General features: G+C 74.1%; 18 protein-coding genes. 5 read left to right on the top strand and 13 right to left on the bottom strand.

Features of this window, described 5'->3' with window-relative positions; genetic code table 11:
• From ACIA8Q_RS15980 to ACIA8Q_RS15955, 6 genes are all read right to left on the bottom strand, one after another.
• Positions 1-951, bottom strand: a complete 951-nt coding sequence (locus ACIA8Q_RS15980; protein WP_396317324.1) for an ROK family protein — start codon at positions 949-951, stop codon at positions 1-3.
• Positions 952-1086: 135 nt separating this feature from the next.
• Positions 1087-4131 (bottom strand): alpha-mannosidase, encoded by a 3045-nt coding sequence (locus ACIA8Q_RS15975; protein ID WP_396317323.1) that lies wholly within the window; start codon positions 4129-4131, stop codon positions 1087-1089.
• A 36-nt stretch (positions 4132-4167) separates the two neighbouring features.
• On the bottom strand, positions 4168-5424 hold the full coding sequence (locus ACIA8Q_RS15970; RefSeq protein WP_360208450.1) for a glycosyl hydrolase: 1257 nt from the start codon (positions 5422-5424) through the stop codon (positions 4168-4170).
• A gap of 67 nt (positions 5425-5491) precedes the next feature.
• Positions 5492-6463 carry a carbohydrate ABC transporter permease gene (locus tag ACIA8Q_RS15965; protein WP_396317322.1) on the bottom strand — a complete coding sequence of 324 codons (972 nt, stop codon included), beginning with the start codon at positions 6461-6463 and terminating at the stop codon, positions 5492-5494.
• 4 nt (positions 6464-6467) lie between these two features.
• Positions 6468-7340: a sugar ABC transporter permease gene (locus ACIA8Q_RS15960; protein WP_360208454.1), complete on the bottom strand. Its 873-nt coding sequence runs from the start codon at positions 7338-7340 to the stop codon at positions 6468-6470.
• A 99-nt stretch (positions 7341-7439) separates the two neighbouring features.
• Positions 7440-8729 carry a sugar ABC transporter substrate-binding protein gene (locus ACIA8Q_RS15955; RefSeq protein ID WP_360208457.1) on the bottom strand — a complete coding sequence of 430 codons (1290 nt, stop codon included), beginning with the start codon at positions 8727-8729 and terminating at the stop codon, positions 7440-7442.
• A gap of 169 nt (positions 8730-8898) precedes the next feature.
• Here ACIA8Q_RS15955 and ACIA8Q_RS15950 point away from each other — a divergent pair, with 169 nt between their 5' ends.
• From ACIA8Q_RS15950 to ACIA8Q_RS15935, 4 genes are all read left to right on the top strand, one after another.
• On the top strand, positions 8899-10053 hold the full coding sequence (locus ACIA8Q_RS15950; protein ID WP_387899739.1) for a LacI family DNA-binding transcriptional regulator: 1155 nt from the start codon (positions 8899-8901) through the stop codon (positions 10051-10053).
• 340 nt (positions 10054-10393) lie between these two features.
• Positions 10394-12841 carry a discoidin domain-containing protein gene (locus tag ACIA8Q_RS15945; RefSeq protein WP_396317321.1) on the top strand — a complete coding sequence of 816 codons (2448 nt, stop codon included), beginning with the start codon at positions 10394-10396 and terminating at the stop codon, positions 12839-12841.
• 48 nt (positions 12842-12889) lie between these two features.
• A complete protein-coding gene (locus tag ACIA8Q_RS15940; RefSeq protein ID WP_396317320.1) occupies positions 12890-17134 on the top strand; it encodes an NEW3 domain-containing protein in 4245 nt (1414 codons plus the stop codon).
• The gene (locus tag ACIA8Q_RS15935) at positions 17131-17847 is read left to right on the top strand and encodes a hypothetical protein (RefSeq protein ID WP_360208469.1); all 717 of its coding nucleotides are present in this window, start codon (positions 17131-17133) and stop codon (positions 17845-17847) included. Before ACIA8Q_RS15940 ends, ACIA8Q_RS15935 begins: the two co-directional genes overlap by 4 nt.
• Positions 17848-17906: 59 nt before the next feature.
• Here the strand turns inward: ACIA8Q_RS15935 and ACIA8Q_RS15930 are convergent, their stop codons facing one another.
• Together ACIA8Q_RS15930 and ACIA8Q_RS15925 are read right to left on the bottom strand one after the other, a co-directional pair.
• On the bottom strand, positions 17907-18803 hold the full coding sequence (locus ACIA8Q_RS15930; protein WP_387899735.1) for a hypothetical protein: 897 nt from the start codon (positions 18801-18803) through the stop codon (positions 17907-17909).
• A 7-nt stretch (positions 18804-18810) separates the two neighbouring features.
• On the bottom strand, positions 18811-19182 hold the full coding sequence (locus tag ACIA8Q_RS15925) for a peptidase inhibitor family I36 protein (protein WP_360208474.1): 372 nt from the start codon (positions 19180-19182) through the stop codon (positions 18811-18813).
• A 393-nt stretch (positions 19183-19575) separates the two neighbouring features.
• Here ACIA8Q_RS15925 and ACIA8Q_RS15920 point away from each other — a divergent pair, with 393 nt between their 5' ends.
• On the top strand, positions 19576-20856 hold the full coding sequence (locus tag ACIA8Q_RS15920) for an FAD-dependent monooxygenase (protein ID WP_360208477.1): 1281 nt from the start codon (positions 19576-19578) through the stop codon (positions 20854-20856).
• Positions 20857-20947: 91 nt separating this feature from the next.
• Here ACIA8Q_RS15920 and ACIA8Q_RS15915 read toward each other — a convergent pair whose 3' ends face one another.
• The 5 genes from ACIA8Q_RS15915 to ACIA8Q_RS15895 form a co-directional block, all read right to left on the bottom strand.
• Positions 20948-21457: a hypothetical protein gene (locus ACIA8Q_RS15915; protein ID WP_360208480.1), complete on the bottom strand. Its 510-nt coding sequence runs from the start codon at positions 21455-21457 to the stop codon at positions 20948-20950.
• A 167-nt stretch (positions 21458-21624) separates the two neighbouring features.
• The gene (locus ACIA8Q_RS15910; protein ID WP_387899729.1) at positions 21625-22131 is read right to left on the bottom strand and encodes a carboxymuconolactone decarboxylase family protein; all 507 of its coding nucleotides are present in this window, start codon (positions 22129-22131) and stop codon (positions 21625-21627) included.
• 99 nt (positions 22132-22230) lie between these two features.
• Positions 22231-22590, bottom strand: coding sequence for an SgcJ/EcaC family oxidoreductase (locus ACIA8Q_RS15905; RefSeq protein WP_360208483.1), 360 nt, complete (start codon positions 22588-22590; stop codon positions 22231-22233).
• On the bottom strand, positions 22587-22889 hold the full coding sequence (locus tag ACIA8Q_RS15900; protein WP_360208486.1) for a muconolactone Delta-isomerase family protein: 303 nt from the start codon (positions 22887-22889) through the stop codon (positions 22587-22589). Before ACIA8Q_RS15900 ends, ACIA8Q_RS15905 begins: the two co-directional genes overlap by 4 nt.
• A 117-nt stretch (positions 22890-23006) precedes the next feature.
• Positions 23007-24254 (bottom strand): cytochrome P450, encoded by a 1248-nt coding sequence (locus ACIA8Q_RS15895; RefSeq protein ID WP_396317319.1) that lies wholly within the window; start codon positions 24252-24254, stop codon positions 23007-23009.
• Positions 24255-24279: the final 25 nt, after the last annotated feature.

Raw genomic sequence — 24279 nt, 5'->3', positions numbered from 1 at the left:
TCAGCGGCAGAGCGCGGCCGCGCCGATCAGCCCGGCGTCGGTGCCGAGTTCGGCGCGGCGCACGTCCAGGCCGCGGACGTAGGACAGCGTGGCGTAGTGGTCGAGGTGGCGGGCGAGCGGCGTGAACAGGACGTCGCCGGCGGTCGCGACGCCGCCGCCGACCACCACCCGCTGGAGGTCGACCAGGGCGGCGGTGGCCGCGATCCCGGCGGCCAGGGCCTGGGCGGCGCGGTCGAAGGCGGCGAGCGCGATCCCGTCGCCCGCGGCGGCGTCGGCGGCGACGGCGCGCGCCGAGCGGTCCTCCCCGCTCGGGTGCCAGCCCCCGGCGAGGGCGCGCCGTGCGATCGCGGTGCCGCTGGCCAGGCCCTCCAGACAGCCGCGCGAGCCGCACGGGCAGGGCTCGCCGTCCAGGTCGACGCTGATGTGCCCGAGGTGGCCGGCGTTGCCGCTGGGGCCGGGCCGCACCGCGCCGTCGAGCACCAGGCCGGCACCGACGCCGGTGGACACCACCAGGCAGAGCGCGTTGGCGGCACCGCGGGCCGCGCCCTGCCAGTGTTCGGCGGCGGCCATCGCGACGCCGTCGCCGGCGAGCCGTACGGGCAGTCCGAGGGCGGCCACCGCCGGGTGCGCGGCGACCTCGGCGACCAGCGGGAAGCCGCGCCAGCCGGGGATGTTGACCGGGCTGACGGTGCCGTCGGCGAGGTCGACCGGTCCGGCGCTGCCGACCCCGACGGCCGTCACACCGGCCCAGTCCGCGGTGTGGGCGAGCCGGTCCAGCACCCGGTGCACGACGGCGAGCACGGCCGGGCCCGGCTCCTGCGCGGGGGTGGGCAGCTGCAGCCGGTGCCGCAGCCGGCCCCCGCCGTCGACCAGTGCCCCGGCGATCTTGGTGCCGCCGATGTCGACGGCGGCGAACAGCGGGGCGGCGGCGGGCGGCGGGGTACGGGTCATCGCGGCGGGCTCCAGGCGGGTGCGGACGGGCGGACTGGGTGGGCTGGCGGGCGGGGCGGGCCGATGGGGCCGGCGGTGCCCGGCGCCCCGGCCGGGAGGGCCGGGGCGCCGCTCAGCGTAGAACAGCGCCGTCGCTCAGCCGGCGGCGGTCAGCCGGAGCGTGACCAGCTCGAACGGGCGCAGCGCGAGGTGGACCGCGCCGTCCACCACCGACACCTCGCCACGGGTGCCGTCCCAGGGCCGCTCCAGCAGGTCGCAGGGGACGGCGCCGGCGAGCGGGAAGGAGGTGCTCAGCCGGCCCCGGGCGCGGCCGCCGCCGGCCTCGTAGACCCGGACGACCAGGTCCCCGCTGCGGTCGTCGGCGAGCTTGACCGCGCTCACCACGAGCGCGTCGTGGTCCACCGCCACCAGCGGCGCGACCCGCTCGACGCTGCCGGTCATCCGCCGCTCGGGCAGGCCGATCCGGTAGCCCTCGCGGACGGCGTCGCCGATCGCCGCGCCCGGCACGAGGGCGTGCCGGAAGCGGTGCACGCCCTGGTCCGTCCTCGGGTCGGGGAAGCGGGGCGCGCGCAGCAGCGAGAAGCGGACGGTGGTGGTGGTGCCGCCGTCGGTCTCGCGCACGGTGCGGGTGACGTCGTGGCCGTAGGTGGAGGCGGTGACCAGGGCGACGCCCCAGCCGGGCTCGTCGAGGTGGACGAAGCGGTGGTTGCAGGCCTCGAACTTGGCGGCGTCCCAACTGGTGTTGGTGTGGGTGGGCCGGTAGAGGTGGCCGAACTGGGTCTCGGCGGCGTACCGCTCGGTGTGGACGTCCAGCGGGAAGGCGGCCTTGAGGAACTTCTCGGTCTCGTGCCAGTCCACCAGGGTCTCGATGTCCAGGCGCTGCTCGCCCGCCCGCAGGGTGAGCGTCTGGACGGCGGTGGACGAGCCGAAGGAGCGCACGACCCGGACGGAGACCGTCTCCGCCGTCTCCGCGAAGACGGTCAGCGAGTCCACGCCGGTCAGGTCGGTGACGGTGTTGCGGTAGAACCGGTCGACGTCCCAGGCGTCCCACATGTTGGGGAAGTCGGGGTGCAGCTGCAGCAGGTTGGCGCGGGTGCCCGGGGCGACGCTCTCCCGTCCGCTCGCGACCTCGACCACCGAGGACACCAGGCCCTCCGCGTCGACCACGACCTCCAGCAGGCCGTTGCGCAGCAAGTAGCCGCCCTCGGGGCGCTCGGCCAGCGTGCAGCCCTCCGCCGGCGGGGCCACCACGGCGGCGCCCCCGGCCGGGACCGTGGAACGCTGGTGCGGCGCCGCGTTGAACACCAGCTCGTGCTCGCCCCGGTGATCCCCGGCGAGGGCCCGCTGCGCCGACGTGATCAGCTCCCCCAGCTCCTCGGCCAGCGCCGCGTAGGTCGCCACGGCCTCGCGGTGCACCCAGGCGATGGAGGAACCGGGCAGGATGTCGTGGAACTGGTGCAGCAACACCGTCTTCCAGATCCGGTCGAGTTGCTCGTAGGGGTACTCCGCGCCGGTGCGCAAGGTGGCGGTGGCGCACCAGAGTTCGGCCTCGCGCAGCAGGTTCTCGCTGCGCCGGTTGCCCTGCTTGGTCTTGGCCTGGCTGGTCAGGGTGGCCCGGTGCAGCTCCAGGTAGAGCTCGCCGACCCAGACCGGCGGGTCCGGGTACTCGGCCTCGGCCTCGGCGAAGAACTCGGCGGGCTTCTGCCAGCGGACGGTGGCCGAGCCCTCCAGGTCCTTCAGCCGGGCCGCCTTGGCGACCATCTCGCGGGTGGTGCCGCCGCCGCCGTCGCCCCAGCCGGTCGGGGCGAGGGAGTGCCGGGCCACCCCCTTGTCCTTGAAGTTCCGTGCCGCGTGGGCGATCTCGCTGCCCTTCATGGAGCAGTTGTAGGTGTCCACGGGCGGGAAGTGGGTGAAGATCCTGGTCCCGTCGATGCCCTCCCAGAGGAAGGTGTGGTGCGGGAACCGGTTCACCTGGCTCCACGAGATCTTCTGCGTCAGCAGCCACTTCGAGCCCGCGTTGCGGATGATCTGCGGCAGGCCGCCGGTGAACCCGAAGGTGTCCGGAAGCCAGGCCTCCTGGTTCTCCACCCCGAACTCGTCCAGGAAGAACCGCTTGCCGTGCACGAACTGCCGGGCTATCGCCTCCGAGCTCGGCATGTTGGTGTCGGACTCGACCCACATGCCGCCCGCCGGGACGAACCGGCCCTCGGCGACGGCCTTCCGGACCCTGGCGTACACCTCGGGGCGGTGCTCCTTGATCCAGGCGTACTGCTGCGCCTGGGACATCGTGTAGAGGAAGTCCGGCTCGTCCTCCAGCAGCGCGGTCATGTTCGCGGTGGTGCGGGCGACCTTGCGCACGGTCTCGCGCAGCGGCCACAGCCAGGCCGAGTCGATGTGCGCGTGGCCGATCGCGCCGATCCGGTGCGCGGACGGCGCGGCGGGCGCGGCCAGCACCCCGGCGAGCTCCGAACGCGCGGCGTCCGCAGTGCCGTTGACGTCCTGAAGGTCGACGGCGTCCAGCGCCCGCTCGATCGCGCGCAGCAGCTCCCAGCGGCGGGCGCCCTCCACCGGCAGCTCGGCCATCAGCTCGCCGAGCACCTCCAGGTCCATCACCAGCTGCCAGACCGTCTCGTCGAAGACGGCGAGGTCCATCCGGGCCAGCTTGTACTGCGGCTGGTCGCCGGCCGTCTCCCGGTCGCCCAACTCGGTGGGGAGGAAGGGGTGGTAGTCCAGGATGACGGGGTTGGAGGCCGCCTCGACGTGCAGCAGCACCTGCTCGCCGCCGGCCGCGGGGGCGGCGATCCGCACCCACTGGTTCTGCGGGTTGAGGCCCTTCACCGGGGTGCCGTCCGGGCGGTAGACCAGACCCTCGCACTGGAAGCCGGGCATGTTGGCGTCGAAGCCGAGGTCGATCAGCGCCTCGACCGTCCGCCCGGCCCAGGCCGCCGGCACCGTGCCGGTCACGGTGATCCAGCTGGTGCCCCAGGGGGCGCCCCACGCGTCACCGACGGCGATCGGGGCGCGCGGAGCGGCCAGGCCCTCGGCGACCGGGACGGGCTCGCCGGGGGCCGTCCAGATGCCGACCTCCAGCGGGACGGATTCGGGGTACACGGCGGGGCGGATGCGCTCGTCCAGGACGCGCTTGAGACGGGATTCCACCAGGGTGCGGTCATCGTGCATGTCAGCGGGCTCCGTTGGGTGACTGAGGGGGTCGGACTACGGGCAAGGTACGTCGTCGGGGTGGACCACCTCGGTGATTCCGCGCGCCGCGAGGTGGGCGCGGTCCTCGGCGCGTTCGGCGAGGACGGTGGTCGGGCGGGCGCCGTCCTCGGCGAGGCGCATGAACGCCTCGTACACCGGGCCGCCGGGGCCGCAGACCGAGCGCTTCGGGGAGGTCACCTCGTCGCCGGTGGCGACCACCAGGGCGGTGCTGCGCGGCCGGGGCGGCCGCCAGGAGCGGCGGGCCTCGGCGGCGGCCTCGGCGAGCCGGGCGCCGGCCGGCTTGACCTTCCGCCCGGTGGTCAGCAGGCCCAGGCTGTACTCGAGTTCGGGGAAGTCGGCGAGGGACCGGTCGACATCGTGGGAGCACCACCAGGTGACGCCCCAGAGGTCCGGGCAGTCCAGCACGGCCTCGACGGTGGCGCCGGTGAACCGGGCGGCGTCCTCCGGCGTGATGTGCGGGGCCGGCGCGCCGACCTCCTGCAGCCAGACCGGGCGGGCCGGGTCGTCCGCCCAGGCCTTGGAGAGCTCGACCAGGTACGCGGCGTGCTGCGCGGTGGCGGTGGAGTGGGCGCCGTAGCGCTGGGCCGTGCCGTTGAACACCCAGGAGTGCACGGCGGTGGCGGCGCCGAGCCGGGCCGAGTGCCAGGGGGTGAACGGGTGCTCGTCCAGGTACCAGGCGGCGTCGTAGGAGGCGTGCAGGTGCAGCCGGCCGGGGGCGGCCGACTCGCAGGCGTCGAGCATCCGGCGCAGCCAGGCCTCGACCTCGGCGGGGGTGGCCCGGTCGGGGTCGGGGTGCGGCCCGCCGGAGAACTGGTTGATCTCGTTGCCGAGCGTCATGCCGAGGAAGTTGGGCCGCCCGCGCAGCGCTCCGGCGAGGGTGTGCAGGTAGGCGGCCTGGCCCTCGACGACCTCGGGGTCGGTGAAGAGGTTGCGCCGGTGCCAGGTCTGCGTCCACGAGGGCAGGAAGTCGAAGCTCGACAGGTGGCCCTGCAGGCCGTCCACCGCGACGTCCAGCCCGCGTTCACCGGCCGCGACCACCAGGTCCGCCAGCTGGTCGACGGCGCGCGGGCGGATCAGGCTGCGGTTGGGCTGGAACAGCGGCCAGAGCGGGAAGACCCGGACGTGGTCCAGGCCGAGGGCGGCGATGGAGTCGAAGTCGGCGCGCACGGCGTCGAGGTCGAAGTCGAGCCAGTGGTGGAACCAGCCGACGCTGGGGGTGTAGTTGACGCCGAAGCGGGGAGCGGTGGTCATCGGATGGCTTCCTCGACGTGGTGGGGGGGCGTGCGGACGGTGGCGCCGGGGCCGGTCCGGAGTGGACCTACCCCTTGACGGCTCCCTCCTCGACGCCCTTGAAGAAGAAGCGCTGGCAGACGCCGAACACCACGACGATCGGCAGGAAGGCGATCATCGTGCCGGCCGCGATCAGCCGGGGGTTGGCGGAGAAGGTGCCGTTGAGGTACTGGAGCCCGACGGTGAGGGTGTACTTCTGCGGGTCGTTGAGCACGATCAGCGGCCAGAGGAAGTCGTCCCAGGCGCCGATGAAGGTGAAGATCACGATCACGCTGATCATGCCGCGCACGTTCGGCAGGCCGATGTGCCACAGCCGCTGCCAGACGGTGGCGCCGTCCACCAGCGCGGCCTGGTCGAGCTCGACCGGCACGGCGGCGAAGGCGGTGCGCATCAGCAGCACGTTGAGCATGGCGATCGAGCCCGGCAGGGCGACGCCGGCCAGGGTGTCGGCCAGGCCGAGACCGCGCACCAGCACGTACTGGGAGACGATGGTGACCTCGCCGGGCAGGACGAGCGTGGCGAGGAAGAGCCCGAGGACGAGCCTGGCGCCGCGGAAGCGCAGCCGGGCGAGCGCGTAGCCGGCCAGGGTGCAGCCGACCACGTTGCCGGTGATGCAGACCGCGGCGACGATCACCGAGTTCAGCGCGTACGTCCACACCGGGATGGTCTCGGCGACCTTGCCGTAGTTGCCGAGGGTGGGCTGCTCGGGCACGAAGACGGGGGTGCGGGTGAAGACGTCCTCGGCGGGGCCCTTGAGCGAGGTGGAGAGCTGCCACAGGAAGGGGCCGACGACCAGCAGCAGGACGAGCAGCAGGAGCAGGTAGCGCACGGCGGTCTGGGCGGGGGAGGCGGTGTTGAAGCCCCGGGAGCCCCGGGAGGTGCGGGGGGCGCGGGAGGTGTGGGAGCCCCCGCGGGACCCGGCGGTCCCGGCGGCGGCCGGCTCCGCGGGGGCCGGGGCCGCTCCGGGGGCCCCCGCGGTGTTCGGGCGGACGGTGGTCACGGGATCAGGCCGCCTTCCGGTTCAGGCGCATCAGGAACAGCATCGGGCCGAGCGTGACGACGAACAGCAGCAGGCTGAGCGCCGAGGCGTAGCCGAGGTGGCCGTTGAAGCCGCGGCTGTACATCTGGATGAGCATCACCACCGACATGTCCCGCCCGCCGGGGCCGCCCTGGCCGTTGGAGAGCACGTACAGCTCGGAGAAGACGCGCAGCGAGCTCACCGAGATCAGCGCGGAGACCAGGACCATGGTCGGCCGGACCCCGGGCAGGGTGACGTGCCAGAACCGGCGGACCGGCCCGGCGCCGTCCACGGCCGACGCCTCGTGCAGCTCGCGCGGGACGTTGGCGAGGGCGGACAGGTAGATGACCATGTAGTAGCCGAGGCCCTTCCAGACGGTCAGGGCGATCGCGCTGAACAGCAGCAGCCAGCGGTCGGTGAGGAAGGAGACCGGGGAGTCGGCCAGCCCGGTCTGCCGGAGCAGTCCGTTGACCAGGCCCCGGTCGTCCAGGACCCAGCCCCAGATCAGCGCCACCACGACGGCCGAGGCGATCACCGGGGTGTAGAAGGCGGTGCGGAAGAAGGTGATGCCGGGGATCCTCCGCTGGACGAGCAGGGCGAGCAGCAGCGGCAGGACGGTCAGCAGGGGCAGGCAGACCAGCATGAAGACGATGCTGTTGAGCAGGGCGTCGGCGAGCTGCGCGTCGTCCAGCAGGCGGCCGTAGTTCTCCAGGCCGGTGAAGCGGCCGCCGCCCAGGGGCTTGGCGTTGGTGAAGGACAGGATCACCGTGTTGACGGCCGGCCAGAGGTTGAAGACGGCCAGCCAGACGATCGCGGGCCCGGCGAGCAGCCAGGGGGTGAACCAACGCCGGTGGGTCATGCGCCTGCCTTCCTGGGGCCTGGGGTGGTGCGGGTCGTGCCCGGGAGCGGCGGGTGGGGGCCCGCCGCGTCGCCGGTGGTCGGACGGAGCGTGCCGGGGTCAGCCCTTGAGCAGCTTGTCGCACTGCTCCACGGCGGTGTCCAGCGCCTGCTTGGAGCTCGCGTCGCCGCTGATGGCGAGGGCGATCTGCTGGTTGATGACGGTGCTCATCGCGTCGTCGACCTGGACGGGCTGGATCAGCTTGGCCTTGGCCAGCGAGGTGAAGGCGACCACCTTGGCGTCGCCCGCGTTGGTGCCGTCGCCCTTGCTGAAGAACGGGTCGTTCGCGGAGGCCTTGGTGGACGGGAAGATGCTGGTCAGGTGGGCGAAGGCGGCCTGGTTCTCGGCGTTGGTGACCCAGCGGGCGAGGGCGACCGCGGCGGCCGGGTTCCTGGTGTTCTTGGGGATGGACAGGCCCTGGACGTACAGCGGCGGGGTGGCGAACGCGGGTGAGGAGACGACCTTCGGGGCGAGGGTCGGGTTGTCGGTGGCGAGGCTGGTGATGTAGTTGGCGCCCGCGGTCGTCCAGGCCACGGTGCCCGCGTTGAACAGCTTGGTGTTCCCGGCGTAGGTGTTGGTCAGGACGTCCTTGGGCAGCAGGCCCTCCTTGAAGGCGTCCCGGTACTTGTCGAGCAGCGCGGCGGCCTCGGGGGTGTTGAAGGTGAAGGCCGTGCCGTCGTCGGACATGATCTTCACGCCGGCGTTGTAGAGGTCCCCGAGGCCCGGCTTGCGGCTCATCAGGTAGGTCTGGCCGCCGGACTTCTCCTTCATCACCCGGGCCTGGGCGATGAGCTCGTCCAGGCTGGTCGGGGGCTTCTTCGGGTCCAGTCCGTTCTTCGTGAGGAGTTCGGAACTCCAGTAGTTCACATCGGTGTTGAGGTACCAGGGGTAGCCGAAGACGCCCTGCCGGCCGGCGAAGCGGTAGGCGTCCACACCGCCGGCGACGTACTCGTCGGCGAGCTTCGGGTCGGCCTTGGCGACGTCCAGCAGGAGGTCCTTCCTGCTCAGCGGGAGGGCGAAGTCCGGCGGGAGGTTGACCACGTCGGGCAGGGTGCCGGCGGCGGCCTGGCTGAGCACCTTGTCGGAGTAGCCCTCCCCGGGCTGGTCGAGCCACTCGACCTCGACGCCGGGGTACTTCTTCTTGAAACCGTCGATCACGCCCTGCACGTAGTCGGTGAACTTCGGCTTGAGCGCCCAGGTCTGCAGCGAGACCTTGCCCTTGACCTCGCCGGTGGCGGCCGCACTCGCCACGCTGTCGCCGTTCTTGGTGTCGCCGGAGCCGAGTCCGCAGCCGGTGAGCGCCGCCGCGGTGAGGGCCGTCGTCGTCAGTGCCGCCCAGATTCTTCGCATGAGGGTCTCCCGGTCCTGGGGGGGGTGGGTGGGGGATCGTGCCGAGCTCGGGGGTCGTGCCGGATTCCGGCACCTGACTCACGTACTGTCCAACCAACTAAACCGGTCTAGCTATGGCAGGGACTATGCTCCCGCCTAAACTTGGATGTCAAGAGAGGAGTCGGGTCCCTTGGGCAGACCGACGATCGCCGACATCGCCCGCCAGGCCGGTGTCTCCAAGGGCGCGGTGTCCTTCGCGCTCAACGGCCGCCCGGGCGTCAGCGAGGCGACCAGGGCCCGGATCCTGCGGGTCGCGGAGGAGATGAACTGGCGCCCGCACAGCGCCGCCCGGGCCCTCGGCGGCGCCCGGTCCGACGCCGTCGGCCTGGTGATCGCCCGCCCGGCCCGCACCATCGGCGTCGAGCCGTTCTTCAGCCAGCTGCTCTCCGGACTCCAGGCGGTGCTCTCGGCCAGCTCGGTCGCGCTGCACCTGATGGTGGTCGAGGACACCGCCGCCGAGATCGGGGTCTACCGCCGCTGGGCCTCCGAGCACCGGGTCGACGGCTTCATCGTGGTCGACCTGCAGGTCAGGGACCCGCGACTGCCCGTGCTGGACGAACTGGGGCTGCCCGCCGTCGTCCTCGGCGGCCCCGGCAAGGGCGGCAACCAGCTCCGGATCTGGGCCGACGACCGGGAGGCGATGCTCTCGATCGTCGACTACCTGGCCGCCGTCGGGCACCGCCGGATCGCCCACCTGGCCGGGCTGCCGCACTTCCAGCACACCCAGCGCCGGATCCGCGCGCTGCGCGACGCCTCCCGCCGGCTCGGCCTGGAGGAAGCCGTCTCGGTGCCCACCGACTTCAGCGACGCCGAGGGTGCGGCCGCCACCCGCACGCTGCTCTCCCGCGCCCGGCGGCCCACCGCGATCGTCTACGACAGCGACGTGATGGCCGTCGCCGGGCTCGGCGTGGCGGGGGAGATGGGCGTCGCGGTGCCCGGCGAGCTGTCCATCGTGTCCTTCGACGACTCGGTGCTCGCCCGGATCGTCCACCCGCCGCTGACCGCGCTCAGCCGGGACACCTTCGCGCTCGGCGAGCAGGTGGCCCGCAGCCTGCTGGAGGCCCTCGACGGGGCCGGGCCAGGCCGGGACCTGCAGATGCCCACGCCGCGGCTGACCGTCCGGGAGTCCACCTCGCCGCCGGGCGCCCCCGGCGGTGCCCCCGCCGCTCCGGCGACCCCCTCCACGGCCGGGCCGGCCGCCGGGGCGGCGGCCCGTTCCGGGGCCGGTTCGCTCCCCGGGGTGGTTCCTGCGCGAGTCGTTGACAGCGGTTCTGAACCGGTTTAGCCTCGCAGCGCCGAGCGGGAGCCGCTCGGCGCGCTCCGCCGCACTCCGTCCGGCTCCCGCTGCGCCCCGTACGCCCGGGGAACCACCGCAGCGGCGAGGACCCCCACCCGTGCCGCCACCCCGGTACCTCCCGCACCACGCGCGCAACGGCGCCCCGTACTCCGGCACCACGCCCGTCGGCGCCACGCACTCCGGTGCCCCGTACTCCGGCGCCACGCGCCCCGGTGCCGCCCGGACCGGCACCGACCAGCTCCCAGCACCGGCACGCCCACATGCAGCCGGGCCCCGCACACCACGGCGGGCCCGCCCCCACCCCCCTCCGCCCGATCGGAGCCACCGCATGTCACGACGCCTCCCCCTGCTGCTCAGCGCCGCCCTCGCGACGGCCGCCCTGACCGCCACCCCCGCGGCCCGGGCCGACCCGGCAGCGGTCGCCGCGCCCGGGCCGGCGGCCGCCGCCGCGGGCAACCAGCCCTACGCCTCGTACTGGTACCCCGACACCATCCTCACCTGGGACCCGGCCACCGACCCGGACGCCCGGTTCAACCGCTCCCGCGTCCCGCTCCAGCCGCGCACCAGCGACCCGGCGCTCAGGGCCAACCCCAACGCCCGGGCCGGCGAGGGCAGGATCGCCTCGCTGGTCTCCTTCGGCCCCACCTCCAACAACCCCTCGCAGGGCTCCGCCGACCCCAACTACTACGCCTTCGGCTACTGGCAGTACGTCGACAAACTGGTGTTCTGGGGCGGCTCGGCCGGCGAGGGCCTGATCCTCGCCCCCAACCCGACCGTCATCGACGCCGCCCACCGCAACGGCGTCAAGGTCTACGGCACCGTGTTCTTCCCGCCCGCCGCCTACGGCGGCCAGACCCAGTGGGTGCGCGACTTCGTCCAGAAGTCCGGCAGCCGCTACCCCGTCGCCGACAAGCTCGCCCAGGCCGCCCAGTACTACGGCTTCGACGGCTGGTTCATCAACCAGGAGACCGGCGGCGGCGACTCCTCACTCGCCACCGAAGTGCGCAACCTCATGCAGTACACCAAGGCCCGGAGCGGCACCGAGTTCATGTGGTACGACGCCATGACCACCTCCGGCGCGGTCAACTGGCAGAACGCCCTCACCTCCGCCAACTCGCCCTTCCTCCAGGACGGTTCGAAACGCACCGCGGACTCGATGTTCCTGAACTTCGACTGGAGCCGGTCCGGCCTGGACTCCTCGCGCGCGCTGGCCCGGCAACTCGGCCGCAGCGAGTACGACCTCTACTCCGGCATCGACACCGAGGCCAACGGCTACAACACCGGCGTCGACTGGAACACCCTCTTCCCCGCCGGGCAGCCGCACACCACCTCGCTCGGCCTCTACCGGCCCGAGTGGACCTGGAAGTCCGCCACCGACCGCGCCGACTTCTACGCCAAGGACGCCCGCTACTGGGTCGGCCCGAACGGCGACCCGTCCCGCGCCGACCCCGCCGCGGCCTGGCCCGGCCTGGCCGGCTACGTCGCCGAGTCCTCGCCCGTCACGAGCAAGCCCTTCGTCACCAACTTCAACACCGGGCAGGGCGACTTCTACAACGCGGCCGGCACCCGGGTGGCCACCGGCGGCTGGAACAACCTGTCCCTCCAGGACGTCCCGCCCACCTACCGCTGGACGGTCGACTCGGCCGGCAGCCGGCTCACCCCCTCCGTCGACTTCACCGACGCCTACCAGGGCGGCTCCTCGCTGCGCCTCACCGGCACCCTGGACGCCGCCAACACCGTACGGCTGTACGAGACCCGGCTGCCCGTCGCGGCGGACACCCGGCTGGACGTGGTGGTCAGGACCCCGGCCGCCGGGCCGACCAAGCTCAAGGCCGCGGTCTCCTTCACCGACGCGCCGAGCACCTTCACCACCCTCGACCTCGGCGCGAACTCCGGTACGGGATGGGAGAAGCACAGCCTCGACCTCTCCCCGTACGCCGGCCGCACGATCGCCCAGATCGGGCTCCGGGCCGAGGGCGCCGACCCGGCGTACGACGTGCGGATCGGCCAGCTCGCCGTGCACGACGGCGCCGCCACCGCCCCCGCCGCACCCACCGGCCTGACCGTCCTCGGCGCGAGCGACGTGACCGCCGGCAGCAGCCAGTCCCTGCGGCTCTCCTGGACGGCCGCCCCGGGCGGCAACGTCCACCACTACGAGGTGTACCGCCGCAACGCCGACGGCAGCCGGACCTTCCTCGGCGCGACGCCCAACGACGCCTACTTCGTCGGCAGGCTCGACCGGGCCGGCACCGAGGACACCACCACGCTGGACGTCGAGGCCGTCTCCACCACCTACGGCCGCTCCACGGCCGCCTCCACCACGGTCGGCTGGAACGGCACCCCCTCCACCGGCAGCAACCTCGCGCTGAACCGCCCCGCCACCGCCTCCGGCCAGTGCAACGCCGCGGAGGGCCCGGCCAAGGCCGTCAACGGCAGTGTCACCGGCGGCAACGGCGACAAGTGGTGCACACTGACCAGCGGAAAGTGGTTGGAGGTGGACCTCGGCTCGGCGAAGCAGCTGTCCAGTTTCGTGGTCAAGCACGCGTCGGCGGGCGGCGAGAGCGCGTCCTACAACACGCGCGACTTCTCGATCCAGGTCCGCTCGACCAGCACCGACCCCTGGACGACCGTCGCCACCGTCACCGGCAACACCGCCGCCACCACCACCCACCCCGTGGCCACCGCCGCCCGCTACGTCCGGCTGGTCGTCACCAAACCCACCCAGACCACCGACCCGGCCGCCCGCATCTACGAGTTCGAGGCCTGGGGAGTCTAGGGAGTCCACCGGACAGCCCCCAGCCCCTCCGTCGGAAAGGACCACCCCGTGCCGGTCACCATCACCGCCGTCGAGAGTACGGACCTGTTCGTCGGGCCGGAGGACGCCCCGCGCCAAGTGCTGCGGGTCACGCTCGAAGGCCCGGAGCCCGCCCGGATCACCGTCGGCGGCCCGGGCGTGCGCGGCGCGGCGACCGGCACGGGGACGGTCGACGTCCCCCTGGAGATCACCGGTGCCCGCCCCGGCGAGCACCGTGCCGTCACCGTGACGGCCGGGCACCCGGCCGCGCGGGGCGCCGGGGACGCGTCCGGGCGGGTCGCCGCCGAGGAGGCGTCCGCGCAGGGCGTCGTCGAGGTCGCCGAGCCCGGCTGGACGATGTTCCTGGTCTCGCACTTCCACTACGACCCGGTCTGGTGGAACACCCAGGCCGCCTACACCTCCCCCTGGGAGCTGCTCTCCGCCGACGCCACCACCCGGCCGCTCTGGGAGCGCAACGGCTTCGCCCTCGTCGACGCCCACCTCGACCTCGCCCTGCGGGACCCGGTCTACAAGTTCGTCCTCGCCGAAGTCGACTACCTGAAACCGTACTTCGACCAGCACCCGGAGCGCCGCGAGACCCTGCGGCGGCTGCTGGAACGCGGCCAGGTGGAACTCGTCGGCGGCACCTACAACGAGCCCAACACCAACCTGACCGGCGCCGAGACCACCATCCGCAACATCGTCCACGGCATCGGCTACCAGCGCGACGTGCTCGGCGGCGACCCGCGAACCGCCTGGCAGCTCGACGTGTTCGGGCACGACCCGCAGTTCCCCGGCCACCTCGCCGCGGCCGGCCTCACCGGCAGCGCCTGGGCCCGCGGCCCCTTCCACCAGTGGGGACCGATCCAGAAGAACTTCCGCGAGGCCAAGGACGACGCCCGGGTGATGCAGTTCCCGAGCGAGTTCGAGTGGATCGCGCCCTCCGGGGAGGGCGTGCTCACCCACTACATGCCGCACCACTACTCGGCCGGCTGGTGGATGGACTCCGCACCCGACCTCGCCACCGCCGAACAGGCCGTCTACGAGCTGTACCGCAAGCTCAAGCCCGTCGGGGCGACGAAGAACCTGCTGCTGCCCGTCGGCACCGACTACACCCCGCCCAACAAGTGGGTCACCGCGATCCACCGCTCCTGGGCCGCCAAGTACCTCTGGCCGCGCTTCGTCTGCGCCGTCCCCCGCGACTTCCTCGACGCCGTCCGGGCCGAACTCGCCGCCACCGGCCGCCGGCCCAGCCCGCAGACCCGCGACATGAACCCGGTCTACACCGGCAAGGACGTCTCGTACATCGACACCAAACAGGCCCAGCGGGCCGGTGAGGTCGCGGCGGTCGACGCCGAGAAGCTCGCCACCCTCGCCGCCGTCCACGGACTCGGCCGCTACCCGTCCGCCGCGCTCGACAAGGTCTGGCGCCACCTCGCCTACGGCGCCCACCACGACGCCATCACCGGCTCCGAGTCCGACCAGGTCTACCTCGACCTGCTCGGCGGCTGGCGCGAGGCGCACGACCTCGCCACCGCCGTGCGCGACACGGCCCTGGACGCGCTCGCCTCGCGGATCCGCACCATCGGAGCCGGCCGGGCCGTCGTGGTGACCAACACCCTCTCCTTCGACCGCACCGACCTGGTGGCCGTCCCGCTGCCCCCGGACGGGCGGTCGGTCCGGGTGCTCGACGACCGCGGCGAACCCGTGCCCAGCGCCGTCGACCACGGCACCCTGCACTTCCTCGCCACCGACGTCCCCGCCCTCGGCTGGCGCACCTGGCGGCTGGTGGACGGCACGCCGCCCCCGGCCTGGACGGCCGCCCCCGGCAGCACCATCGCCAACGGCCGGTACCGGGTCACCGCCGAACCCGCCCGCGGCGGCGGGCTCAGCTCCGTCCAGGACCTCGCCCACGACCGCGAACTGGTCCGGGACGGCCGGATCGGCAACGAGCTGCGCGTGTACCAGGAGTACCCGCAGCACCCCGACTTCGGCGAGGGCCCCTGGCACCTGGTGCCCAGCGGCCCGGTGCTCGGCTCCGGCGACGCCGCGGCGACGGTCCGCCGGGAGACCGGCCCGCTCGGCGAACGGCTGCTGATCGGCGGGTCGGTCGACGGGATCCGCTACGAGCAGACCGTGACGCTCTGGCACGGCCTCGACCGGGTCGACTGCCGCACCCGGGTCGTCGACCACTCCGGAGCCGACCGCCTGCTGCGGCTGCGCTTCCCCGTCGACCTGCCCGGCGCGCTCCCGGTCAGCGAGGTCGCCGGTGCGGTCATCGGCCGCGGCTTCGCCCTGCCGGACGTCGATTCGGCGGAGGCGCCCTGGACCCTCGACAACCCGGCGAACACCTGGTTCGGGCTCGGCGCCACCGCACGGGCCGAACTGACCGACCCGGCGGGCACCCCGACCGGCACCCGGGCCCTCGGCGTCGCCGAGGTCGTCGTCCCCGCCCTGGACGACGCCGCCGACGCCCGGCCCCTGGTCGTCGCCCTCGCCCGGGCCGGCGTCACCGCCACCACCTCCGGCGCCGACTGGGCGCGCTACGGCTGGCTCGAGGTCGACTCCAACCTGCCCGACGTACGGATCGTCCTCGGCGGTCCGGAGCGCAACGCCGCGGCCCGGGAGCTGATCGAACGCGCCGGCGAGGAGTACGCGACGGTGCTCAAGGCCCACGGTGCCGTCTGGATCCCCGCCCTCACCCCGCTCGCCGACGTCTGGCGGCCCGACGCCGACCTGCGCGACCTGCGGGCGCTGCCCGCCCTCGTGGTCGCCGACCCGGACACCCTCGTCGCCGACCTCGCCGACGCCCGGATCACCGCCGTCTGCCCCGTCCCGGTCGCGGACCGCCTCGTCGACCACACCGTCGCCCTGCTGAGCTTCGGACTCCCCGGATTCGCCGTCGACCCCACCGGAGCCCTCCACCTCTCCCTGATGCGCTCCTGCACCGGCTGGCCCTCCGGCGTCTGGATCGACCCGCCCCGGCGCACCCTGCCCGACGGCGCCTCCTTCCAACTCCAGCACTGGACGCACGAGTTCCACTACGCACTGGTCGGCGGCGCGGGCGACTGGAGGGACCAGGCGCTGCCCGCCCAGGGCCAGGAGTTCAACCACCCCCTGCACGCCCGGCTCGCCCCCGCCCACGACGGCCCGCTCCCCGCCACGCTGTCCTGGCTGCGGGTCGAGCCGCAGCGGGAGGTCCTGCTCGGCACCCTCAAACCCGCCGGGAACCCGGTCGCCCACGGCTCGGCCGCACCCACCGGGCCCGAACTCGCCCTCCGGCTGCTCGAATCGACCGGCCTCGGCCGGACCGCACGGCTCACCGGCGCGCTCGGCCTCGGCCCGCTGCACCACGCCGACCTGCTCGAACGGGCCACCGGCGAAGCTGGCGCAGCCACCGGGACCGTGCACCTCACCGGCTCCCGGATCGCCACCCTGCTGGCCACCCCCGGCGTCGCGGCGCCGCCGGACGGCCCGCTGCTCGGCCCGGCCGCCGAAGCCGCCCAGCCCGTGCACGCCCGCTACTGGCTGCACAACCGCGGCCCCGCACCCCTCGGCTACCTGCCCGTCTCCGTCGGCGCCTCGCCCGGCCTGCTGCGGACGGCCGGGGAGCCCGTCACCCTCTCCGTCGCCCTCGCCTCGCAGCTGCGCGACACCGCCGTCGAGGGCACGGCCGTGGTGCTGCCGCCCGAGGGCTGGACCGCCGCCCCCGGCAGCCGCCCCTACCGGCTGGAGCCCGGAGGGCACCTGCGCTTCCCGGTCACCCTGACCCCGCCGGCCGGCGCCCGGCCCGGACTGCACTTCGCGGCCGTCCGGATCGACCACGACGGGCAGCAGATCGAGGACGTGGTGACGATCGCCGTCGGCGAGCTCCCCGCCCTGCTCCCCGCGGCCGGGGAATCACCCGAGGACTGGACGGCCGCCCAGGGCACCAAGGCCCTCACCGGCCGGGACACCGGCCTGGACGTCGACGCCCCGAACCGGACGGTACGGGTCGCCCCCGGCGGCCGCGCCACGCTCGGCGTCACACTCACCAACCGGACGTGCGGAGAGATCCGCGGCGAGCTCCAGCTCGTCTCGCCGTGGGGCACGTGGGAGGCGATCGCCGAGCCGGTGCGCGGCTTCACCGTCCCGGCCGGCTCCTCCGTCACCGTGGACTACACGATCTCCGCCCCCGAATCGCTCGCCCCCGGCTCCTCCTGGGCCCTGGCCAAGGTGATGTGGTTCGGCCGCTGCCAGTACGCCCCGACCGTCGCCCTGGAGGTGCGGGCATGACCGGCCGAGCGGCCGACCGGGCCCTCGGCCTGCTCGACGGCCGCCCCCTGCCGCGCACCGCGCTCGACCGGCGGCTGGCCGCCCTGCGGGCCGGACCGCGCGCCACCGCCCTGCCGCAGCCGGGGAGCCCGGAGGACCGGCAGCTCACCCGGTGGGTCGCCCAGGTGCTGCTGACCGAGGCGCTCTGCGAGGCCGTCGCCGCCGAGCGCGGGCTGCCGGTCGACGCCTCCGGCCCCGCCCGGCTCGACCAGCGGGCCGCCGTCGAGCTCGGCTCCATCACGGCGGCCGCCTACGAGGGCAGCGCGGCCGTCCGCGCCGTCCACGACGCCGTGACCGCCGAGGTCGAGGCCGCGCCCGCGGACGTCGCCCGCTACCGCGAACTCACCGCCCGCCCACCCGCCCGGACCTGGCGCCTCGCCCTCCCCGACGGCGAGATCGAGGCCGACCCCGACACCCTCCCGCTGGCCCTCGCCGACGCCCTCCGCGCGGCCCCGGCGGGCCGGTGGGTCACCGCGGGCCCGTGGACCGCCGCCCTGCTCGCCACCTCCGCCCCTCCCCGGCCGCCCGACCCCGCCCCCGCCCTGCGGGACGCCGCCCGCCGCGCAGCCTTCGTCCGCTGGCTCGACCACCAGCGCGCCCGCCGCCTCACCCTCGTCGAGGGCCTCGAACACCCCGGCGACCCGGACCAGCCCGACAACCACCACCGCCACTGAGAACGCCCCCGCACCGGACCGCCGCGTGGGGGCGGCAGACCGGTGCGGGGGCTCGCGGGTCAGGACGTCGGGTGGCTCGCCCGGGCGAGGGCCCGCCCGCGCAGGGTGCGCAGCTGGTCGAGCAGCGACTGGTCCGCGCCGAGGACGGTCCGCTCGACGTCGGCCTGGGCCCGGGCGACGGCGTCCGCGAGGCCGGCCTGCTGCTGGCAGCGGGCACTCGCCCCGGCGAGGGCGAGTTCGCCGCCGATCAGTTCGCGGGTCTTCGCCGGGTCGGTGCCGTCCTGTTCGACCTGCTGGTCGATCGCGGCCACCGGGTCGCCCAGGTGGGTGGCCGGCCGGTGGGCGGCGCTCATGCAGTCGCGCCAGCGCGCCTCGGCGGCGGTGAACCGGCCGTCGGCCCGGACGCCGGCGACGACCTTGCCGCCGAGCACCTGGAAGGTGTTGAACAGGCGGAAGTAGTCCGGGCCGTAGAGGGAGTCGCGGGCCGAGGCGAGGCAGGAGTCGTCGTTGTAGAAGAACTGCTGCCGGTCGGGCAGGTCGACGGTGACCCGGTGCGCCTCCGTCCCCAGCAGTGCGGCCTGCCAGGGCTCCTCCCCGGCGTGCGCCTGGTTGGGGTCGGCGGCCGGCTTCAGGTCCAGCGCCGTGCTGATGACGCCGAAGCCGTCGGCGGCGGCCTGGGCGCCGGTGAGGAGGCCGTACGGGTTGGCGTCGACCCGGTGGTCCCCGGTGGTGAGGCCCGCGGGGCGGTAGTCGAAGCCGCGCCCGCGCATGCAGGAGGCGACGAGGCTCTCCTCGGCGCCGTGCAGGGCGAGGCGCTGCTGCTCGTCGTAGTGGGTGACGCCGTCGAAGGGACGTGGTTGGGCCCCGGGCGTGGTGGTGCCGCCGGACGAGGAGCATCCGGCGGCACCGAGGCCCAGGAGCGACGCCGCGAGGGCGAGAGCGATCCTGGTGTTCACGACCGGGTCAGACCGTGCACCAGCGGTTGGAGAGGATGCTCGGCAGGTTGTCCCCGATGAAGGTCCAGCCCTGGCCGCGGTAGAGGATCCAGCCCTGGCCCTGGGCGTTCTTCTGGGCGTAGACGACGACGCTGCAGCTGTTGCCGTTGTTGTACGCCGAACCCCCGTAGCTGTGTGCGAAGTTGTTGTACTGGCTCAGGTCGTTGTTGTCCTGGTAGACGGTCTGGACCGCGCCGCCGTAGTTGGAGTTCCAGTAGACGCACAGGCCGCCGGAGTTGCAGCCCGACGGGGCCGCCTGGGCCGCGGGGGCGAGGGCGACGCCCGCGCCGAGGGCGAGGCTCGCGGCGACGGCTAGTGAGGCGACGGTCTTCTTGAACATGTGGTGGCTCCCCGTGATCGAGTGAAGGTGCCGTTCAGTGAAGGTGCCTTGCACCGACGGGTGTGACGCCCCGTCGGCGACGCCCAGCCTGTGGCAGGGGTCGGAAAGATCGCCATCCACCGGCTGCGTCCCGGGACGGCGGGATTCCGTCCCACGCGCCTGAGCAGCGCGTCCCCCGGCCGTCCCGGCCGAAGGAGGGACGTCCCCGGGGCGGTGGTGCGCCGATCGAGGGGTCCGGCCGAGCGCTCGACGGTGCCGCGCCAGGCGCGACATGACGTAACGTCAGGATGCTGTCAGCGGGCTGCCGGTGGTGTCAGCGGTTTGTTCGTGTGCTGTGAGCGGGCAGGGCGAGGGTGGTCGACGGATGCAGCACCGACCCACGGGAGACCCAGCATGTCGAACACCACCCCGCCCGACGGAACCACCCCGCCTGACGTCACCGCCCTGCCCGACGGGACCACTCCGCCGCGCGGCGCCCGGACGACCTCGGTCCTGGTCTCCGGCGCCGGGATCGCCGGCACCGCGCTGGCCTACTGGCTGGAGCGCTACGGCTTCCGCGTCACCGTCGTCGAGCGCGCGCCGTCGTTGCGCGGCGGCGGCCAGGCCGTGGACATCCGCGGCAACGCGCTGGAGGTCGTCGAACGGATGGGCCTGCTGGAGGAGGTCCGGGCGCGCCGGACCGGCCTGCGCGGGATGTCCCTGGTCGACGGCGAGGGCCGCGAGCTGGGCCGCACCACGGAGTGGACGGCCAGCGGCGGCCCGGTCGGCGGGCCCGACGTGGAGATCCTGCGCGACGAGCTCGCGGGCCTGATCGCGGGCGCCACCGGCCCGGGCGTCGAGTACCGGTTCGGCGACTCGATCGAGACCCTGGTGCAGCACCGGGACGGCGTGCAGGTCCGGTTCCGCGGCGGCGCCGAGGAGGCCTTCGACCTGGTGGTGGGCGCCGACGGCCTGCACTCGAACACCCGCCGTCTGGTCTTCGGCCCGGAGGGCGACTTCCTCCACCCCCTCGACACCTTCATCGCGGGCTGGAGCGTCCCCAACCACCTCGGCCTCGACCGTTGGGAGGTGCTCCACCAGAACGGGGGCGACACCGGGTGGAACTGCCTGGTGATGACGGCCCGGGAGAACACCGAGCTGCGGGTCTTCGTCGGCTTCCGCAGCGACGAGCCGCTCGACCGGATGCTGCCCCGCGACCGCGGCGACCAGCGCCGGCTGGTCGCCGAGCGCTGCGCCCACCTGGGCTGGGAGGTGCCGCGGTTCCTCCGGGAGATGTGGGAGTCGGAGGCCTTCCACTACGACGTCGTCGCCCAGGTCCGGATGGAGCGCTGGTGGAAGGAGCGGGTGGCGCTGGTCGGTGACGCGGGCTTCTGCTGCTCGCCGTTGACCGGTCAGGGCACCAGCGTGGCGCTGACGGCCGCCTACGTCCTGGCCGGGGAGCTGTCCGCGGCGGACGGCGACCACCTGTCCGCGTTCCCGGCCTACGAGCGGCGGCTGCGCGACCACGTGGCGGCCAACCAGGCGATCCTGGAACTGACCGGTGACGTCTTCGGCGGGGACGCCGAGCCCGCGGAGGAGGGAGGGCCGGTAGGCCTCGCGGGGTTCGAGCGGCCCGGTCCGGAGATGGAGGAGGCGTTCCGGGCGGCCACCGTGTTCGACCTGGTGGACTACTGAGGGCCGGGGCCCGCCGCGCGTCGGCCGCGGTGCGGCGGGCCCCTTGCGGTCCGGGCCCGGGTGCGCCACCGGCACCCGGGCCCGGGCCGTACTACGGCAGCAGCCCCAGGGTGACCTGGAAGCCGAGCCCGCCCAGCAGGGTGTGGTCGCCGAAGAGGTCGCACCGGCCGGCGACGAGCACGCCGGCCGGTGAGGTGATGACCTGGGGGGCCTCGACGCAGTAGCCGCGGCGGCGGTCGGCGGCCGGCGCGGCGGGGGAGAGGACGCTGGTGGCGCCGGGGAAGAGGATGGCGGTGCCGCCGGTGCGGTCGCCGTGGGGAGGGGGCAGGGGGATTCCGGTGTCGTCCTGGGGGGTGAAGAACAGCACCCAGAACGATCCGGTGGGCTCCTCTCCGAGGGAGAGGTTGACGGTGGCGTCGCCGGTGACGACGTCGCCGAGCACCTTCACTCCGGAGAAGGACAGCGGGAGCGCCAGCGGGTGGTCGGAGGCGTCGATCCCGGCGAGCAGTCGGTGCAGGGCGGGGGCGGCTTCGGGTGTGGCGTACTCCCTCAGTGAGATGAATGCGGCGTCCTGGGCGGGCACGACCTGCTCGTCGTCCATGGTGTCTCCTCGCTGCCGCCCTCCGGGTGTTCGCAGGGCCGGGCGGGGTCACGGATGCCCGGGTGGGGCGGGCGGCGCACGGCGGGTGCCGAGCTGTCCCCCGAACGGCTGAGGACGGTGACCGGTACGGTCCACCGGGCCCCGCCCCACCCCGGCCCGCCCGGGCGTCAGGCCCAGGGATCGGTGAAGGAGCGGCCGGGGACGGGCTTGGCGATCAGGGCGATGGCGGTGAAGAAGTTGACCTGGCCGATGGCCGCGGTCAGCGTGGTGAGCGCCCGCTCGTCGTAGTGCGCGGCGACCTCGGCGTAGAGCGCGTCGGTGACGCGCTCGCCGTGGGGGTTGGGCTGCAGGACGGCCTCGACGAGGGCGAGGGCGGCGCGCTCGGGGGCGCTGAAGTACGGCGAGTCCTGCCAGGAGGAGACCGAGGTGATGCGTTCCTCGGACTCGCCGGCCTTGCGGAGGAAGCCGGTGTGCAGCACGGTCAGGTAGGTGCTTCCGGCGAGCTGGCCGGCCCGCAGCTGGACGAGGCTGATGGTGGTGCGGGGTACGGTGCGGTTGCCGGTGGCCTTGAACAGCGCGGCCGAGACCTCGGCGAGCTCGGGGACGAGCTCGACCGGGTCCTGGGTCATGCGGGGGCGGAGCGGGATCTCGGTGGTGATCGATCGGGTTTCCACGGCGGTTCCTCTCGGGGCGGTCGGTGCTTCCGGAGGTCCGACGGATCACGGCGGGGGATTGTGACGGGGGCCGGTCGGGAGTTCTGTGACGGCGGGTGGTCAGGGGAGCAGCGAGACCTGGTAGTGGGCGATGGACCAGCCGTCGGCGGTCCGCCGGAGCAGGACGCCGAGGTTGACGGTCAGGGTGGGGCGGTCGGTGAAGGAGAAGTCGACGGCGAGGTAGCCGAGGAGGAGGTCGTCGGCGAGGCGGCGGGTCTCCTGGACGCGGTAGGCGGCGGTCATGCCGAGCGGCTGGGAGGCGTAGTACCCGGCGACGCCCGCCCGTCCGACGGAGTAGGGGTGCAGGCCCTGGAAGATCGCGTCCTCGGTGAAGCAGGCGGCGGCCCGGTCGGGATCGTGGGCGTCGACGGCGCCCTTCCAGCGGTCGAGGACCTCGTGCAGGACGGCTTCGTCGTTCATCGGGCACCTGCGGATCCGGGGTCGTTGGGGTGCGGGGTGAGCGGGGTGACGGTGTCCCGCCGCCACACCCGCAGCGGCATCGAGGCGAGGAGCTGCTCCAGCCGTTCGGCGTCCGGGGCGGAGAACAGCCCCCAGGTGCGCCACTCGCCCGGGGTCAGCGGGGGCCGCCAGAGCCGCAACAGGTTCCCCTGGGAGGCGAGTTCGCGGGCCCGCTCGGCCTCGCGGGTGCGGATGTCGGCGACCGCCTCCGCGGAGGTGCCCTCGGGGACGGTGGTCACCATGTCGACCAGGAATTCCATCGGTGTCCTCTCGTACGGGTCACCCGGAGTATCGGGGGGCGGCCCGTGGCGAGGGGCGGTGCCACGCCGTCGGGGGCGCGTGTCGGGCGTCGGAGGCGGGGCGCGGGCCGCCGGGCGCTACCGCAGCACCGCGGGGGTGGGGCCGTCGGGGCGGACGGTGATGCTGTAGGAGGCGCCGGTGGGGATGGAGTGGAACGTGGGCAGGCCGAGCGGGAGCAGCAGCTCCAGCAGGGCGGTGGTCTCGCGGAGGGCGAACTGGGTGCCCAGGCAGGCGCGGGCGCCGAGGCCGAACGGGAGGTAGGCGCCGAGCGGGCCGGGGCGGGTGCCGGCCGCGGTGAAGCGGGCCGGGTCGAAGCGCTCCGGGTCGGGCCACAGGGCCGGGTCGCGGTGGGTGAGGAAGGGGCAGACCAGGACGTCGGTGCCGGCGGCGATGCGGTGCCCGGCGAGCACGTCGTCCTCGACCGCGTGGCGCGGCAGCAGCCAGGCGGAGGGGTAGAGCCGCAGGGTCTCGCTGACCAGGGCCTGCGGGTCGTCCCGGTGGGCCCGGTGGGCGGCGGGGTTGCGGTCGAGCAGGAGGTAGAGCCACGTCAGGGTGGTGGCGGTGGTCTCGTGGCCGGCGACGAGCAGGGTGACCAGCTCGTCGCGGATCAGCCGGTCGGTGTACTCGGGGTGCCGGTCGGCGGCGTCGAGCAGGACGCGCAGCACGCCGGGTTCCTCGGTGTCGACGGCCGCGCGGGCGGTGTCGATGGCGGCCTGGGCGACGGCGTCGATCCGGGCGAGCTCCCCGGCGACGGCGTCGCGGGCGTCGGCGGCGTTGCTCGGCAGGGTCGGCATCACCGCCACCACCCGCTCCACCGCGCGGAGTTCGCGGTCGGTGTGGTCGTCCAGCGGCAGCCCGGTGAGGGCCCGCCAGACGGTGTCCAGGGCGAAGCCGCGCATCTCCTCGGCGAGGTCGAAGGTCGCGCCGCTGCGGCGGTACCCCTCCCAGCGGTCGGCCGTGCGGCGGGCGGCGGCGGCGATCCGCCGCTCGTAGCGGCGTATCCCGGTGCCGGTGAACTGGGACTGCAGCAGCCGTCGTTGGCGCTTCCAGGCGTCCCCGGTGGCGGAGAGCACGCCGTCGCCGACCAGCATCCGGGCGCGGTGCGAGCGCTTGACGTAGCGCTCCGGGTGGCGGCCGAGGACGTGCTGCACGGCCGCCGGGTCGGTGACCAGGACGGTCGGTGTCGGTCCGAGTCGGAAGGCGGCGACGCCGCCGACGCGGTGCCGGGCGCGGGCGAGCAGGTCGACGAGTTCGGCCTCCTCGGCGCGCCACTCCTCGACGGCCTCGGGTGCCAGCTCCGGGACGGGGCGCGGGTCCGTGGTCACGGGTGTTCTCCTCCGACGTGCTGAC

The sequence above is a fragment of the Kitasatospora sp. NPDC051705 genome (assembly GCF_044453265.1).
Classification (GTDB): Bacteria; Actinomycetota; Actinomycetes; order Streptomycetales; family Streptomycetaceae; genus Kitasatospora.
This window is presented reverse-complemented; position numbering and strand designations above follow the sequence as displayed.

Coding starts and splice junctions, on each gene's coding strand:
- ACIA8Q_RS15945 (WP_396317321.1), top strand. CDS start 10,394: ATGTCACGACGCCTCCCCCTGCTGCTCAGCGCCGCCCTCGCGACGGCC.
- ACIA8Q_RS15915 (WP_360208480.1), bottom strand. CDS start 21,457: ATGGACGACGAGCAGGTCGTGCCCGCCCAGGACGCCGCATTCATCTCA.
- ACIA8Q_RS15935 (WP_360208469.1), top strand. CDS start 17,131: ATGACCGGCCGAGCGGCCGACCGGGCCCTCGGCCTGCTCGACGGCCGC.
- ACIA8Q_RS15900 (WP_360208486.1), bottom strand. CDS start 22,889: ATGGAATTCCTGGTCGACATGGTGACCACCGTCCCCGAGGGCACCTCC.
- ACIA8Q_RS15955 (WP_360208457.1), bottom strand. CDS start 8,729: ATGCGAAGAATCTGGGCGGCACTGACGACGACGGCCCTCACCGCGGCG.
- ACIA8Q_RS15980 (WP_396317324.1), bottom strand. CDS start 951: ATGACCCGTACCCCGCCGCCCGCCGCCGCCCCGCTGTTCGCCGCCGTC.
- ACIA8Q_RS15905 (WP_360208483.1), bottom strand. CDS start 22,590: ATGAACGACGAAGCCGTCCTGCACGAGGTCCTCGACCGCTGGAAGGGC.
- ACIA8Q_RS15925 (WP_360208474.1), bottom strand. CDS start 19,182: ATGTTCAAGAAGACCGTCGCCTCACTAGCCGTCGCCGCGAGCCTCGCC.
- ACIA8Q_RS15975 (WP_396317323.1), bottom strand. CDS start 4,131: ATGCACGATGACCGCACCCTGGTGGAATCCCGTCTCAAGCGCGTCCTG.
- ACIA8Q_RS15960 (WP_360208454.1), bottom strand. CDS start 7,340: ATGACCCACCGGCGTTGGTTCACCCCCTGGCTGCTCGCCGGGCCCGCG.
- ACIA8Q_RS15970 (WP_360208450.1), bottom strand. CDS start 5,424: ATGACCACCGCTCCCCGCTTCGGCGTCAACTACACCCCCAGCGTCGGC.
- ACIA8Q_RS15920 (WP_360208477.1), top strand. CDS start 19,576: ATGTCGAACACCACCCCGCCCGACGGAACCACCCCGCCTGACGTCACC.